Origin of the sequence: Paenibacillus sp. 1_12 (assembly GCF_900114475.1) — a bacterium.
Taxonomy (GTDB): Bacteria; Bacillota; Bacilli; order Paenibacillales; family NBRC-103111; genus Paenibacillus_S.
In genome coordinates this window covers 136,633-153,676 of sequence record NZ_FOTE01000007.1, presented here as the reverse complement: position 1 = coordinate 153,676, position 17,044 = coordinate 136,633, and the positions used below count along the sequence as shown (strand labels likewise).

Here is a 17,044-nt window from a genome sequence, read left to right as displayed (position 1 = left end):
TGCTCTTGAACCGCAGAGATTGCTTTCATAGCAGCCGATTGCTACCCTGCGGCCTGTTTTTTGGATGAGACATTATTTTTTGAAAATTCTTTTGTAATCGGTCGTAAACTCCTGATACGCTTTTTTGAAATCTGCACTTTCATTCAGCTTGTCGACATATTTTTTGTATTCGTCCATTGAGATCTGTCCAATGATCGCTTTAACCCTCATGGACTCCCATTCCTGCGTATATTTAGGCCATACTTTTGACCAGGTGTCGCTCACAAGGCTTTGATAATAACGCTCTTTACCTATCTTCTCCTGAATTTCAAACTTTTTGATTTTGGCGTCATTCCATTCCTTTGTCGCTGCCGGATTAACTACCTTCTCCCAGCGATTCGGATTCAATACGATGAATTGTCTGACACTAATATTGACTTCCTTGGTACCCAGATCAGTTGGCTTCAAAACACCGTTTTCCTCGTTGTAATGAACGCCTTTAATCCCGTTATAAAACAGGTCACTGAGTTCATCGCCAGCCGTCTGATTGAAGAAATCCAGAATCCGCAGCATTTTGTCTTCAGGTACCTTCTTGGAAATGAGAATCGCTCCATTATAGCCTTCCGTAATATTAACAGCATAACCTTTAGGCCCCTTGAGAGCGGGAATCGATTCCACCTTGGCACCAGTCTCTTTTTTCTTCAATTCCTGCTCGTAGGTCCAGTCGTGATAAATATTGCGCATATAGGTAGCGGAACGGCCGGTTTTAAATATTTCCTCGACGTTTTTAATAACCGAGAACTCCTTGGACATCGAACCGTCCGCATAAAGTCCACGGTACCATTCCACCATGTCCGTATAAGCCGGATTCAATTGGAAATTGATCAAACCCCCTTCGCTGTTATAGGCAGGATCGAACATTCCAAAGGCTCCCCCATACGTATCGTTGAATTCGATGCCAATCGTATCGTCCTTGCCGTTGCCGTCCGGATCGCTGCTGACGACCTTCTTCAGTGCTGTCCGCAGCTCGTCAACTGTTGTTGGCTCAGGAATACCCAGCTTGTCGAACCAGTCTTTACGATATTTGGGGGCTTGATCGACGAGCGCTCTCGTTCTGGGCAAGTAGTACAACTTGTCATTAACCTTCAAATAATTCCAGGCGCTGGCGGGTACATTTTTTTTCAGGTTCGGATATTTATCCAAATTGGTTAAATACGGTGTCAAATCCCAAAACAAACCTTGCTTGATAGCATTAACCAGCGGCAAATATTTCTCGCTTGTTGCAACCATAACCTCGGGCAGATCGCCGGAGGCGAGCACCAGGTCCAGCTTGCTGGAATAATCCGTATTCGGAATCCAGTCTACATCAAGCTTGGTATTCGTCCGTTTTTGCACTTCCGTCCAAAATTGATTGTTCATTTCCGGTACATCTGTCCATAGTGATGACATGATCTTGAGCTTGAGTGGCTGTGTGGCATCAGCTGTTTTGGTTGTATCGCCGCTTCCCGAATCGGTCGCGCTTCCGCAGGCACTGAGCAGCAAGGATAAGGTAATGGCAGCCGTACAGGCTTTTTTAGCTTTAGAGAACCGCTTGCTTGAATAACTCATGAATAAGTGACACCTCTTTCATTCATTTTTAAGCGTTTACAAATTGTTGGTTCATGGAACTGAAGCCGACTTACAGCCTATAAAATTGTTTGGCATTCTCGTAGTAAATCCGCTGCCGAAGCTGTTCAGGGAGCTTGGGGAAAGCAAATTTCGGGGAATCGAAATCCCAATGAGGGTAGTCACTCGCAAACATCAAGATGTGCTCTGCATCCATCATCTCCAAAATTTGCAACAGCTGCTTATCATCATCAGGTCTTTCCAGTGGCTGTGATGTGATCCGTACATGATCTCTCACATATTCACTCGGTCTTTTTGTAACCCAAGGTACCTCTGAGCGGAGCGCCTTGTACTCTGCATTCAATCTCCATAGTAAGGCTGGCAGCCAGGAGACGCCACCTTCCACGAGCACAACACGAAATTGAGGAAACTTTTCAAAAACCCCTTCTGTCAGGAAACTGATCAAATGCGATTGAAAGGCTAACGAAATACTGGTGTGCCACTCAATGTAATGGGTTGGATAGCCAGGTGATGCTTGGACATTAATACCCATTCCGTCCGTACCTGGGTGAATCGCGAGCGGCAAATTGTGCTTATTACAGGCTTCATAAATCGGGTTGTACTGCCGCTGTCCAAAAGGCGCGCGAGCTCCAGAGTCGGTCATAACCTGTACGAAATGAGGATGTCCCGCCCAACGTTCTATTTCTTTTGCCGCTGCCAGCGGGTCCTGGTGGGCAATCGTGATTGACCCCTTAAACACGCCATCCCCATTGTATTTGCCGAGCCAGGTGTCCGCCAACCAATCGTTGTATGCCGCGGCTACGGCAGTTGCAAAATCCGGATCCGGAAGCAAATTACAGAAAGCTCGTGGCAGTAGAATCGCATGCGCTTCGTCGTAGGCATTAATCAGCTGCTCCCGCAAAAAATCCGGGTCGGTCGCTGGCCCTCCTCCATTGGGTGGAATCGCATCCTGCCGATTGCCATGCACAGGGTTATCAAAAAGTCCGCGTGAGGAGCCTTTATAGCGATCTTTCCACGGATTTTTCAAATAAGAACGAATTTCATCGATGTGCTTGGGATAAGGGTGTACATCGCAATCAATAATTTTTGATTTACTCATGCTTGTCCTCCGATCATAGGGGGTACCTATTATTTTGCAGCTACAGCTGCAGTTGCTCTGGTTCTGTCCGCGATGTATACAACGACCTTCTCATCCTCGACGGCTACCGGATAAGTTTCCAGATGAGGTGGTTCCTCCTGGTCGATCTTCTCAAGCTCTGTTTCGCCCTGCTCCACGGATACCGGATAGCTCTTGACCCAGCATCCATTCGGATCATATACAGATTGACCAGTAGTAATATCGAACTCCCAGCCATGCCACGGACATCGGATAATTTCTCCTTCTCTACCGAAAATGTACTCACCTGGCTTGGATGGCAGCGTTGTTCCTGCGATTGTACCCACACAAAGTGGGGCCTGCTGATGAGGACAAGAATTTTTAATCGCAAAATATGTTTTATTTACATTAAAAACACCTAGAGAAATACCCTCCAGCACAACCAGTTTTCTGCCTCCGGGAATGATTTCACTTACGTTTCCCACCACATGTCTGCCCATAAAACGTGTACCTCCTGCCTATTTTATATTTTCAGGCTGTATAACCTGTTACTTTAATCCGTAAAACGCTTCGGCATTTTCGAAGAAAATCCGATTGTAGAGCTTTTCTGGCAGCTTGGGAAATGCCGACTGGGGGCTGTCAAAGTCCCAATGCGGGTAATCACTAGAAAACATTAATAAATGTTCTGCATCCATCATCCTCAGCATGTGAAGCATGTCCTCATCATTATCGGGTCTTTCCATCCGGATATGGTCACGCAAATATTCGCTGGGTCGCTTTTCCAAAGGATTTCGTATCGCTTCGATTTATACTCCATATCCAGTCGCCACATCAACGGAATCAGGCATTCGCTACTACCTCCTTGTATAGTTCCACCCCAGATATGAGTCTTGTTAGCTGGATGACCGTTCTTCTGGAAATAAGTAGGGTCTAAGCGGATACGTTTATTATAAAGTCACCCAGTCTTTCATTTATACTGACAAATCTTATTCCACGGCGTATGAGCAGCATTTGTCATGACGATGCAAGCCGAATGCAGATGGAGAAAGGGGTTTCTAATACCCTGTGCAGTTATTGTCACACGAGGTTCTCTACGATTTACGTGGACTCCAGTGTTATTCGATCACTCTCACAGTGATGGGACAACCGTTTTAAATGAATACATAAAATGAAAAATGGGTTAAGCAAGTGATTCCTGCCTAACCCTTTATATTTTCGTCTTGTATGCTAAGTTTATTTTCAAAATCGCGGCATTTACGCAGTTCACTTGGAAGCTTACCCTCTTTTCTCTTGAATACCTTACTGAAATATTTTTCATCCGGATATCCACATTTTTCTGCAATTTTATAGATTGGCTCATTGGTTTGACCTAGCAGTGACTTGGAAAATTCGATTCTGGCGTCCCTTATATACTCATTGAATGTTTTCCCTGTAATATTTTTAAAGCATTCGCTAAAATAACTTCGGCTAATATGTACCTCCTCTGCAACTTCAGTCAGCTTCAGATCCATACTTAAGTTTTGATTGATCGTATCGACAGCTTTCATAATACCGGCCATCACTTCATCTGAATAAATGGATGGCATACATTTCCCGCGAATATGTGTCCTTATTTCTCTAAGCCACTGCACACGGTCAATCCAAAAACGATAATCAGCGAATTCGAATAAGTGGCTGGTCTTTTGCGATGTATTTTTCTCCCATTGCATGATGATCGAATAAAACATACTGTCTAATTTCATTACCGAAGGCTGTATTCTTTCCAACTCCTTGATCAAGTCTTGAAACCGTTGCTGATGATAAACTATGTCCAGTGACGACCAGCTCTCCTTTAACAAATACAGATCTTTTTCCGTTAGCTGTGGTTTGTCATAAGTTAATTGCTCCAAAGTGACTTCATATATACTTTGGTCTCTTCTATATTCGTAGAAAAATTTTTGGTTGATGTAATCCTCCAGCAGCTTGTACATCAGCTTATTATTGTGCTCATTCATTCCGGATATTTTGGAGACTACCCACTTGTCTCCCAGATGCAGCCTTTCGAACATGGCACTCACAATGGTTTGTTCATCTTCAGGGTAAGCTCTAGTTAATAGCCATGCGTCTTTATGAACCTCGTACACAAACTCATATTGATCCGGAGACAATAAGGATTTCAAAAAATCAGGCCGGTTTCCGGATTGCAGTGCAATAAGCAACAGAGCCTTATAACATTTATCATTATCAACCAGGCTTGAAATAGGCGTCATGGGCGATGAACCGAAACGAACCACCTGATTACCATGAATTTTATTCAAAATTCTCCGCAGAATTTCACTCATATTTTCCTTTTCCAATTCAATCTTGGCAATATAATCAATCGCCCCCAAGCGCAATGCTTCCTGAACATATTCAAAATCCTGGTGAAAGGTGAGCATGACAATCCATATGTGAGGAAATTTTAACCGCACTTCACGAATCAATTCAATTCCTGACATCGTAGGCATCGCAATATCAGTAATAAGCAGACCTACTTGATGTTCCTCCAGAAATTGCAGCGCTTTTTTTCCATTCTCAGCTTCACCCACCACCTGAAGACCAAATTCAGTCCAGGGCATCATAGAAATAATCCCTTTTCTGGCTAAATGATCGTCATCTACTACCAGGACTTTCATCGCTATCAAGTCTCCTTTCTTGTAGTGGCAGCCTCATCATAATTTGGGTGCCGATATTAATACCGCTTTTAATGTGAAATTGGGCATGCTCACCGAATTGATCCTGAATCATTCTTTTTACATAATTCAATCCGATTCCCAAGCCCGATTTTTTATGATCAGGTTCCGGTTCATTATTTAGCAGCTGCTGAATCACCACGTCCTCCATTCCCGATCCATTATCGATCACTTGAAGCAGCATATGCGTATCACTATCTTTAATGATTTTCACATGGATGACTCCATCGTCCATCATCCCTCCATGATACAACGCATTCTCTACTAACGGCTGCAATATAAATCTGGGAATGAGCGCGTTATGCAGATTAGGATCTGTAGCAAAACGTACATCAAACTGGAAATTGTAGCGGATTTGTTGGAGCGATACATAATTCTTCAATGCCTCGATTTCATCTTCGATTATCGCTGTTTTACCTTTACCCAGATTATAATAAAGCACCTTATTCAAAGTGGATATCAAACGATCGATTTCATCCTGACCTGACAGTCGAGCCAACCAACGTATCGTGTCGAGCGTATTGTGTATAAAATGCGGATTGATTTGATAAAGTAGCTTTTCGACTTCTAAAGAAGCTTTGCGCTTTTCTTTTACTTTCACTTCGTTCAGCAGCTCCCAAACCTTTTGGCGCATATCTTGAAAACGTCTAAGTAAGAAATCAAACTCTTTTACTTTTGTGAATTTAATATGAGAATGGAAATTACTTTTCGACATATGCACTATTTCACTGTTCAAGCTTTTTAGAGGTCGGTACACCGTCCGCCAAATTACCCAAGCAAACATTAAACTGATCCCTAGTGAAGACACCGTCACGACGAAAAATTGGAAAAGCCATAAATTAATTTCTCGATTATACTCTGACTTGGGGATGATAGAAGTAACCTTCCACCCTTGATCACTCTGGTCCTCAAACAAATAGTAGGGCTGATGATTCTGATCCAAATAAGACTTTCCAACCCTATAGTCCTTTCTCATATTATCGCTATAAGCTATGATTCCATTACTATCAACAATAATATTGGAAGTATTTGTTCTTATCTGATTTCTACCTAGCACATTCTCGACCTCGGTTTCGACAAAAATATACAGACGTTCTCCTTCCAATATTTGAACCTCGCGAGCTAAGGATAACACCGTATTACCGTGGTTTTTTTTAATTGTCCGGTGTGGTCCTAAATAAGTAAATCCTTTAAGTGCCGAGTAATCTGCTAAAATCGGTAAGGAACCAAGATCGAAATGGTCTGATACATCATAATTGGAAAACAAAACTTTATGATTGTCAGGCATGTAATAATATATCAAGGCGAGGGTTGGATTGGTAAAGCTAATCAAATTAATATCTTTGACAATATCATCGTAATACTGTTTTTTTTTATATAACTCGTCGGTGGTTAAATAATTTCGCATGTTCAACCCAACGCTGCCATCGAAGGAAAGCTGCTGGGAAACCTTGTTAAGCAGATCAAGTGATTGACTAAGGGAAAGTTTTACTTGGTTTAAATCGTTGCGAACTCCAGCTTCTATTTTATTGTCTAGTATAGAATAAATGGTATAATACGAAATCGTCCCAATAAACGTTAGCGGAATCAATGAGCTAAGCAATAAGACAACGATTAATTTGCTCTTGATTGAACGCGGCCATCTAGATAATCGAAGTAAATATCGTTTCCACATTTGCAAACCCACCGCCCCTTCATTGTATTACCAGATAAATATTTAATGGTAAAAAAGGGGAAAAAGTCCATAGCTGACGCATTGGACTTCCGTATATTCCCTACTGCTATTGAACTATTAGGTTAGACGCTGCCACGTGAGGATACGTATAGAGTGTACCATTCTTCACGAGTCATGATGCTTGCTTGCCGAATAGCGTCCTGACATCGAAGTATCCGCTCAGGATTTGCCGAGCCAATAACCGGTTGGATATAGGCAGGATGTCGCATTAACCATCCCAGTACGATAGCCTCATCCGTAGTTTCTTTATTGGCTGCCATACGCTGCACGTATGCTTTCGTTTTCAAAATAGCTTCAGAAGCATTTTCCAAAGTCCGACCGGAATACGTTCCTTTTGCAAGTGAAGACCACGCCTGAATTTGGATATTCTCCAATCTGCAGTGCTCCATGATTCCATCAGCGAAGTTCACCTGAGTACCAGCCTGCTGATTGACGAGAACACCTTGATCGAGCCATGCTGTATGCAATAAGCTCATTTCCAGCTGATTCACCACTAGCGGATCTGAACAGAAGGCTTGCAGCAATTTGATTTGTGCAGAGCTCATATTGGAAACCCCAAAATGACGAACCTTTCCAGAGCTTTTCAAAATGTCGAATGCCTCTGCAACCTCATCGGGTTCAACCAAAGGATCTGGACGATGCAGCAAAAATATATCTAAATAATCAATACCAAGTCTGTTTAAGCTGCCATCCACTGAATGAAGGATATGTGCTTTGGAGAAGTCATAACGACCCGGCACTTCCCCTTCCGCAAATCGAATACCGCACTTGGACTGGATTACCATGCTCTCCCTTAAACCAGGATTGCCCTTTAATACGGTGCCAAAAACCGTCTCCGCTTTACCCGCATTATAAATATCGGCATGATCGAACATCGTAATTCCTATAGAAAGTGCAGCATCAATAGCCCGTTCCGCTTTTAGAATAACCTCATCCGTAATTGGATCATAATTACTATTTCCTCCAAGTCCGGTGGTACCGTAAATCAGACGGCTAGTTGTAATATTTCGTTGTTGCAGCGGCATCACTTTCATCATTTATCCTCCTACGTTCTACTCTTATTATTTCATAGCTTCCTTAATGCGCTGCTCAAGATCACGCTGTGCTTGATGAAACTCCCCCGAAACACTTGTCATTGGAGTATGTCGGTCGGAAATGTCCTCCATGCGGAGCAGGTATTGGGAACGCGGTGGCAGGCTGTCGAATACATCACGGGGAATCGGCATTCTTGCACTGGTTGCATCCCATGAACGCTGGTAAATAATCGTAAACATGCCGCGTGGCTTATCGGATTTATTCGGGCAACCACGGTGCCAAAGCCTTTTATCCCTGATCAAAAAGGAGCCTTTAGGCATGATCGCTCTTTCAAAGTGCATGGCCTCTGCAATCTTTCTTAACATCTCTCGATTATCGCGTCTAATCACATGATCAGGACTTAAATGGGTTCCTCCTGGCCAAAACTCCGTAGCGCCGTTTTGCTCGGTAAAATCCACCATCGGGACATGAAGCACCAGACTGTGAGTCGGAGTATGCGAATGGTAGGTTTCCGAGAATAGAGGGCCGGTGTCCGGGTGCGTATGCTGCTTTTGAGTTCCACCCGGCATCGAGCTATTCGAAGCCAAATAACGGAGGGTTAGATCCTCGCCCAAAATCTGTTCGGCGATATCGAGAAAGATTGGGTTTGCGATGACATCTGAGTCAATAAAAGGTGAAAGAAACGGCAAATCCATCCGAATATGCTTGGTTTCTCCATGAGCATTGAACTCACTGCCAGCATAGCCATGCTCCGCTTCATATTGGTGCAAAATATTTACGAATTCTTCATTAATATGGTCTATGCGATCCGGTTCAAGCACTCGTTCAATAATGATGGCTCCATTCGCTCTCAACAGAGCGACAGCAAACTCAAGCTTATCTGGGTCCATTGCCCGGTTCTTACGTTCTTCTTCGGTTAATTGAATTTTCATAACTAATCTCCTCCAAATTCGTATATGAATATTTACAGCCATCTCCTAAAACATTGCCGTAAGTTTTACCTTGTACCAACCTAGCTGCTGCTCTCATCAATTACCTAATCCTACTCTTTGACAGAGCCAATCATAATACCATGAATAAAATATCTTTGAATAAACGGATATACAGCAACGATCGGCGTCATGGAAACGATAATCTTAGCGGCATTAAGCGTCTTGTTGGAAATTTCCAATTGCCTTGCCGCTTCTTCTCCTGACATACTTTCCAGATTGACACGGACGACCAATTGCTGAATATATGTCTGCAGCGGGTAATCTTCGGTTTTGCTCATATAGATTAAACCATCCAGAAAACTGTTCCAATGCATTACAAGACTAAACAAAGTAATCGTGGCTAGTGCCGGAACCGATAAAGGAACATAAATCTTGAACAGCGTATTCCATGGACCTGAGCCATCCATAATCGCGGCCTGATCAATTTCTTTAGGAATGCTGCGGAAGAAATTCATCAGCAATATCACGTTAAACACCGGTACAGCGACCGGCAGCACCAGAGCCCAGATCGAATTGACCAGACCGAGCCCTTGAACTGTCAAATAAATAGGGATTAATCCACTTTTAAATAGCATTGCAAATACTAAAAACCACATAATGACATTTCTCAACTTAAATTCATTAGGCGATCTTGATAAAGGAAAGGCCATCAATATCGTTAAAATAAAATTCGTTAGTCCTCCCAGCAATACGCGTTGAACGGATACTCCGAAAGCCATGAAAAATGCTTTATCACTGATGATTTGCGAATAAGAGCTCAAATTAAAATGAACTGGCCATAGGGTCACCATTCCGGCGCTTGCTGCTGCACTGCTGCTAAACGACATAACTAGCGTATGCCAGATTGGAGCAAAACATAAAAATGTCACTACTAACAAAAAGCTAACGATGATTTTATCCCCTATACGAGCACCCCATGAAGTGTTCTTAACCACAACATCACTCCGTTACTTTAAAAAATGCGATAATCGTTAAATCGATTGGCTACGGTATAGGCCACAATAATGAGGATGAAGCTCAACACTGACTTTAATAGTCCTAAAGCGGTTGCCAATGAATATTGCATCTGAAGCAAACCAGCCCGGTACACATAAGTATCAATGATATCCCCCGACTGATATACAGCGGGATTGTACAGGTTAAAAATCTGGTCGAATCCGGCATTTAAGAAATTAGCGATTCCAAGCGTAGCTAATAAAATGACTGTTGAAGAAATTCCCGGTAAAGTAATATACCAGATCCGTTGAAATCGAGAGGCTCCGTCTACCTCGGCTGCTTCATATAATGAAGGATTAATTCCGGCCAAAGCGGCTAAATAAATCACCAGATTAAAGCCAAGATCCTTCCATACATCGCTGCCGATGATAATGCCAGGAAACCATGAATTTTTGGCCAAAAACATAATCGGTTCGAAATGAAAAAATTTCAGCATTTGATTGACAATCCCGTTTAATGAAAGAATTTCAGTCAAGATCCCGGCCAGAATAACCCAAGATAAGAAGTGCGGTAAATATAAAATCGTTTGAACCCATCTTTTCATCACAACGCTGCGCACTTCATTTAACAAAAGTGCGAAAAATAGCGGAATCAGCAAATTAAAAAAGATCTTCATGCTAGCAATAAAAATGGTGTTCCCAAAAATAATTTTGCTGTCACCCATCAGAAACATGTACTCAAAATTGTCCAGTCCAACCCATTCCTGATCTGCAAAAGGGACTCCGGGAATATAGTTTTGAAAAGCCAGGACTGAGCCGAATAAAGGAATGACTTCAAATAACAACAGCAAGATCAATCCCGGAATCAGCATTAATAAATAATGGTATTGTGTTTTTAAAGTAATACGCATACTTTCACCTGTCCTATCCAGCGCCGAGCTGCACATGAACCCGGCGCTAACCAGTAACGAAAATTACTTTTTGATCATATCCTCTACCTCTTTGATAATGGTGTCTCCACCTAATTTCCTCCACTCCGTTACAAAGCTGTCGAAGGAATCGAGAGGCGCTTCACCGATAATGATTTTCAGAAAGGTTTCATTTTCAAGCTTTGACAGGTTAGCCCATCTGGACTTCATCGTTTCCGTAGGAATATACAGCAGACTTTGTACACCTTCATAACCCTTGGCCATAGGTGCTCCACCTACGATATAAGCAAGAGGACCAGCCATATCACTCATTGTGAAGCCATCACCTATTACTTTGGGATAGTATTTCAACACCGTAGTATCATCAATATATTTGGAAAGAATATTGTACATAGGAGCAATTTCCCCATCCAATGACGCAGGATCAACTGTTTTGTTCATCGCACCTAATAACGCATTTCTTCTGTTCGTCACCGCGTTAATGTCATCTGTCACCACTCTGAAAATATCGAGAGTATTACTGATTGAAGTGGTTTTGATTTCATTTTTATATTGATCAGCAAGCGCCTGTGGGACTTCCTTCGCTTGACGGTCAATTCCAATTTTTAAATTAACTCCTTTAACAAGTGCCTCAGGGTGTTCATAACCTTTTCTTATGACTAAATATTCTCTGCTTACTGCTTGCAAATGGGTTACAAACTTCCCGGATTTATCAACAGGTGCTGCATAAGCTTTCCATACTTGATTTGGATCCGTCTTAAAACCATTCGCAAGCGATGTCCATGCCATCCACCACGGACCAAAGAACATTCCATTTTTTCCACTTAAAAATAACTCGTTGGGATCCTTACGCAGGAAAAATTCTTTATCAATAATGCCATCGGCATACATTTTTCTCAATACAGCAAGTGCATCTTTGGTTTGTGACTGAATGGAACCATAAGTGACTTTTCCGGCATCATCCTTAACCCAATGTCTCGGAAATGATCGATATGAGCTGAAGACAGGATCAAAACCGTGTGTGCGATTTCCTTTCTCGTTAGCCAATTCTGGAGTGTTGGGTCCCGTTAAACCAATAGTTCCCTCGCCCCCCATTTTATTGTCGATGAATGCCTTGGCAATTTTGGTGATATCATCCATTGTCGTTGGTTCCGGTAATTTCAGTTTGTCCAGCCAATCCTTGCGTAAGAACAATACGGTAACGGCATCACCCTCGATGGAAATATTCGGTATGCCATAGAGCTTGTTATCAAAGGTAGCTGTCTTTAAGGCTTTCCCTCCTGCGAGGTCATTGTGAAGACGTTTGATGTTCGGAGAAGCGTATTTATTGTATACATCTGTTATATCCTCCAGCAAACCTGCTTTAACCATCGTTCTTAACTGTTCCTCATTCACTTTCATCGCATCTGGAATTTTTCTGCTAGCTATCGCCAACATGACCTTCTGATCATAGGGTTCACCCGTTACAGCATTCCATTCCCGATTAAATTTAATATTAAGAGACTTTTCGTAAAAACGGGTCATCACGTTATCCTCTACCGTATTACCTGGTGGCAGCATCGCATCGCCGGGCGGCAGCTGCTGGGCAATTGAAATAGTAACAGTTTTATCAAACGGACCGTATGGATCTATCGGTTTAGAGACAACTTCTGGATCTTTCTTCATTCCTTTTTCAGCTTCACTATTTTTTGCGGTGTTCGTACTGCTACTACTGCAAGCGGTTACAAATGTGATAAGCAAAACCAACATTCCTGACATCCATTTCATTTCTGGACCCCCTCAAATCATATTTTACAATCATCAGGAGGTCTAAACTTGAACTGAGGTTCAGCCTTCTGATAAAGCGTACTCCAAATGCGACAACAGAGAAGAGGTTTTCTTACGGCCGCTCCTCCTTCATGCCGCTTCTCTTCCGTTCATCCGCACTATTGAACACGCTCTTATAGGTTTATTATAATAAAGAACTAAATGGCATGTAGGGGTGATCGGTCTTCAATCAAGTGTTCAATCATCCACATTCCAATTGGATCGTTTGTTATAGAAGATAATTATCCCCCTTTATTCGTATCATTTTACACCTCTCGATAACATCGAGTGATATACCTTACGCTTTCTTTAGAGTTGATACAGCTCTTTGGCATTATATGAGAGAATTCGCTCTCTTTGCTCGTATGGTAGCTGTGGAATCGTTTGTTCGATGGATTCGAAGCCGCTATAAGGATAATCGGAAGAAAACATCAGCATACGATCGAATTGGAGCATACTCAGCATGTCCAGAAGACGGGGATCATTCGCCTCACCTTCCAAAGGCTGTGTTGTAAACCGGACATGATCAACTAAATATTCGCTAGGCTTCTTACTCAGCCATGGAACCTCCGAACGCAATCCCTTGTATTCGGCATCCAAACGCCATATCAAAGCCGGCAGCCATGCTGCTCCACCTTCCGTCAAAATGATCTTCAAGGTCGGGAATCTCTCGAAAATCCCCTCCGTAATCATGCTAACCAAGTGTACCTGCATTGCGAATGACAAACCCACATAATATTCAAGATAATAAGAAGGAAAACCTGGTGAGGCCAGAGTATTGATCCCTTCTCCATCGGCGCCTGGGTGCAAAGCTAGCGGCAGATTGTTGCGTGCGCAAGCTTCGTAAATGGGCCAATATGAACGCTGCCCAAATAAATGACGTGATCCCGTATCCATCAGCACCTGTACAAAGTGGGCGTGTTTGGCGCAGCGATCGATTTCCGCTGCAGCAGCGGACGGGTCTTGATGAGCAACGGTGATAGAACCCTTGAATGCTCCATCCTCATTGCCTTGATCCAACCATTCATCGGCTAACCAACGATTATAAGCATTCGCAACAGCTGTCGCATAATCCGGATCATGATTCGCACTGACTCTGGCTTTAGGCATCAAGATAGCATGTTTGATCCCATGCGGTTCCAGCAGCTGTTTTCTAATCAGAACAGGATCAGAACCTACGGGACCACCACTCTCGGGAAACAAATTTCCATCTAATTGTAGGGGGCTGCGGAAGAACGTATCGACCCGAAGCTGAAAGCGATGCTTCCAAGGTTCCTCGAGATAAGCTTTGATGACATTCGCATCTTTTGGATTCACATGTACATCACAGTCGATGATTGGCAGAGAAGTTGCCTTCAAGTGCTCTTTCTTTTGCATCGGTCGTTCCCTCCATTTGTCATTTATAATTTATATAGTTCCTTGGCATTTTCGTAATATATTCGTCTTTTCAATGATTCTGGCAATTTGGGAAAAGCAAGCTTCGGTGAATCGAAATCCCAGTGAGGGTAATCACTAGAGAACATCAGTACGTGCTCCGCATCCATATACTCCAATATACGAAGCAAGTGCAGGTCATTATCCGGGCGCTCCAAAGGCTGAGAGGTAATTCTTACATGGTCCCGGATATATTCACTCGGGCGGCGTTTCAAATGGGGAACTTCAGAACGGAACCGATCGAATTGGTGATCCAGTCTCCACATTAATGAGGGCAGCCACGAAACTCCACCTTCAACTAATACAACACGCAATTTAGGGAAACGTTCAAATACACCTTCCACCAACATGGAGACTAAATGAGCTTGAAATCCGATCGAATGACAGGTGCTCCATTCAATATAACGTGAGGGATAGCCAATAGAAGCCTGAACATTGATACCTATACCATCCGTTCCCGGATGTATGGCAAATGGGAGATCACATTCTTGACACGCCTCATAAATCCGATCATAATACCGTTGTCCAAATGGCATCCGCGCTCCTGAGTCCGAAAGTACCTGAACCATATGAGGATGTCCAGCCATACGATGGATTTCTTGTGCAGCGGACAATGGATCCTGGTGAGCTATTTGAATCGAGCCCTTGAAAACATGATCATGGTTATAATCAGTAAGCCAAGTATCAGCAAGCCAATCATTAAACGCTGCAGCTACAGCCGTAGCGTAGTCAGCATTGGGAAGCCCATTGCAAAAAGCCCTGTGAAGCAAAATACAGTGGTCAATTCCATATTCATCGACATGCTGAAGTCTCACGAAATTCGGATCAGCGCCGATTCCCAGTCCACTGGGAGGTTTGGCATCCACACGCATTACATACGTCGGGTGTTCATACAGATCCCGGCCTGAAGAAGCATAGTAATCTCTCCATCGCGGATCAATGCGTGAACGAATCTCTTCCTTGCTTTTGGGGCCAACGTGTACATCACAGTCAATGATACCCAGTTTCTTCTTCATGACTACAGGATCTTGCTTCTGTAGTATTTCGGACATGTGAAACCCTCCTTTTGTTGACGTTTCGTTGATATTGACTTACTCCATACCATCATAGACGCCTAAAAAGTGAAATGTAACTGACAAATGATGAAGGCTGCCCTTTGTACTTTATTTGTCAGTGATTTGGTCTCAATGTCGTTATATTTCGTGGTACCTGTCATGCATGCAGTTCATCATATGTCACTTAGATTTTTTGGAAATTTATGCAAAAAAGCCTTGTTCGTGGATTTTCAGTCCATGAGCAAGACTTATGGTGTACAACCCTGGAGGTAATGAGGAACGATATGAAATGTGTAATTGTATTGTAGGCGTATGGAGTTGAATGATAACAACTGTAAGTGATTAGAGGTATTTTCCCAGCATCTAGCGATTACAAGCAGCTTGAGCAAGAGAATTAAATAAAGAAGAAAATTTTGGGGAACAAGCTGAATACTAAGTATTTAAAACCAAATGCGCTTGTTTGATGGGAACAACTGTCTGTAAATAGTAATCTTCTGCTTTCCAATATCGATTCCTCAGTTTTTCAATGTTCTGTTGGGTGATGTCACTTTCACGTAAAAACCTTTTATCTCTGGGACAATCCAAATATACCTTATAGTCATAAAAGCCTCTCCACTCTTCACGTTGAAGAAAGACTCCTTCTATGAGAATAACGCCTGTCTCAGGAATTACTATGTTCTGTATATGATGAGTATCAGTTTCATTATGATAAAATGGGAGTTTGAGCAAGCTATCCCCCCTAAGTTTATCGAACAAATGCTCCCTTAACCATTCAGCGTCCCACTGCAAATTATAATATTCGAACCATTCTTCGTGTTGAGTGCTGTAACGTTTGCTGCGTTCCACAATGTAATCGTCCATATGAAAAATGCAAACCTCCAAGTTCTCCTCCTTCAATTTCTGACTAAGCTCTTTTACAATTGTTGTTTTTCCCGAACGACTTAACCCATCTATTCCCATAATAAATCGACCCCCTGCCGCAATTTTGGGGATACATTCCAACAATTTTGATACATTATTTCCCATATTGTTAACTCCTTTAAAATCAAATAAAAAAAAGCTTTTACTCCGATAAGGCAGCTTAGATCGATCTTAAATACATCAATCTGTTGACTACTCATTATGATCGTTAAGCTCTATGAAAGCTCTTGGTGGATGAGTACTAATCAATTGTTTAATCATCCTAGCACAATCATTTATCGAGTTCGTATGCGTATTCACTTCAAGATCATAGATACGATGTTTATGTACGATTTCAAACTGTGCTTGAGCCAACCCTATCGGTCGATCTCCTCTTATTTGTTCTCTACGTTCCAGTTCATCAAACGGACAACGAACCCCTATAAAGTAGGTTTGTGTGTGCTGCAGTAGTTGAATACATTCCTCCAACCAGCCAGGCTCAATCAGTACATGATCAACAACGATGTTCTTACCCATCCTGGAAAAAGCCAGGATATAATGATGAAATAGGGATACTACGGAGTTTTCTATGATTTCTTCTCTCTCAATTGTTCTTATTTCTTCTTTGGATATGTGATTGCCAAACATACTCATCAACATGTCATTTACACCAGCAATCGCATTATCGACTGACAGGTATATGAAATCTTCCTCAAGCAGTTGAATAAGTTCATTAGAAATACTTGTTTTTCCTGAACTTGAGGTGCCATTCAAAAAAATTACGGTGCCGCTATGGATCATCATGGTGACC

At 42.5% G+C, this 17,044-nt stretch carries 15 protein-coding genes; all 15 read right to left on the bottom strand.

What is annotated here, in order from left to right; all coding sequences use genetic code 11:
* Positions 1-72: 72 nt before the first annotated feature.
* Complete coding sequence (locus BM210_RS17315; RefSeq protein ID WP_091170626.1) at positions 73-1,587, bottom strand: extracellular solute-binding protein; 1,515 nt, start codon at positions 1,585-1,587, stop codon at positions 73-75.
* A gap of 70 nt (positions 1,588-1,657) precedes the next feature.
* Entirely contained in the window at positions 1,658-2,704 is a 1,047-nt protein-coding gene (locus tag BM210_RS17310) for an amidohydrolase family protein (RefSeq protein WP_091170623.1), read from the bottom strand.
* 29 nt (positions 2,705-2,733) lie between these two features.
* On the bottom strand, positions 2,734-3,201 hold the full coding sequence (locus BM210_RS17305; protein ID WP_091170622.1) for a Rieske (2Fe-2S) protein: 468 nt from the start codon (positions 3,199-3,201) through the stop codon (positions 2,734-2,736).
* 48 nt (positions 3,202-3,249) lie between these two features.
* Complete coding sequence (locus BM210_RS17300) at positions 3,250-3,486, bottom strand: amidohydrolase family protein (protein WP_177237863.1); 237 nt, start codon at positions 3,484-3,486, stop codon at positions 3,250-3,252.
* A gap of 414 nt (positions 3,487-3,900) precedes the next feature.
* Entirely contained in the window at positions 3,901-5,355 is a 1,455-nt protein-coding gene (locus BM210_RS17295; RefSeq protein WP_091170617.1) for a response regulator, read from the bottom strand.
* Positions 5,333-7,087, bottom strand: coding sequence for a sensor histidine kinase (locus BM210_RS17290; RefSeq protein WP_091170615.1), 1,755 nt, complete (start codon positions 7,085-7,087; stop codon positions 5,333-5,335). The genes BM210_RS17295 and BM210_RS17290 overlap by 23 nt, the downstream gene beginning before the upstream one ends.
* A 122-nt stretch (positions 7,088-7,209) precedes the next feature.
* A complete protein-coding gene (locus BM210_RS17285) occupies positions 7,210-8,181 on the bottom strand; it encodes an aldo/keto reductase (protein ID WP_091170613.1) in 972 nt (323 codons plus the stop codon).
* Between the two features lie 27 nt (positions 8,182-8,208).
* Complete coding sequence (locus tag BM210_RS17280) at positions 8,209-9,114, bottom strand: phytanoyl-CoA dioxygenase family protein (RefSeq protein ID WP_177237862.1); 906 nt, start codon at positions 9,112-9,114, stop codon at positions 8,209-8,211.
* Positions 9,115-9,224: 110 nt separating this feature from the next.
* Positions 9,225-10,109 (bottom strand): carbohydrate ABC transporter permease, encoded by an 885-nt coding sequence (locus BM210_RS17275; protein ID WP_091170609.1) that lies wholly within the window; start codon positions 10,107-10,109, stop codon positions 9,225-9,227.
* 17 nt (positions 10,110-10,126) lie between these two features.
* Entirely contained in the window at positions 10,127-11,020 is an 894-nt protein-coding gene (locus BM210_RS17270) for an ABC transporter permease (protein WP_091170606.1), read from the bottom strand.
* Between the two features lie 63 nt (positions 11,021-11,083).
* Positions 11,084-12,805: an extracellular solute-binding protein gene (locus BM210_RS17265; RefSeq protein ID WP_091170604.1), complete on the bottom strand. Its 1,722-nt coding sequence runs from the start codon at positions 12,803-12,805 to the stop codon at positions 11,084-11,086.
* A gap of 348 nt (positions 12,806-13,153) precedes the next feature.
* On the bottom strand, positions 13,154-14,221 hold the full coding sequence (locus BM210_RS17260; RefSeq protein ID WP_091170601.1) for an amidohydrolase family protein: 1,068 nt from the start codon (positions 14,219-14,221) through the stop codon (positions 13,154-13,156).
* A gap of 23 nt (positions 14,222-14,244) precedes the next feature.
* Positions 14,245-15,330: an amidohydrolase family protein gene (locus tag BM210_RS17255; protein ID WP_091170599.1), complete on the bottom strand. Its 1,086-nt coding sequence runs from the start codon at positions 15,328-15,330 to the stop codon at positions 14,245-14,247.
* 435 nt (positions 15,331-15,765) lie between these two features.
* On the bottom strand, positions 15,766-16,359 hold the full coding sequence (locus BM210_RS17250) for a kinase (RefSeq protein ID WP_091170597.1): 594 nt from the start codon (positions 16,357-16,359) through the stop codon (positions 15,766-15,768).
* 87 nt (positions 16,360-16,446) lie between these two features.
* Positions 16,447-17,037 (bottom strand): chloramphenicol phosphotransferase CPT family protein, encoded by a 591-nt coding sequence (locus BM210_RS17245; protein ID WP_177237861.1) that lies wholly within the window; start codon positions 17,035-17,037, stop codon positions 16,447-16,449.
* Positions 17,038-17,044: the final 7 nt, after the last annotated feature.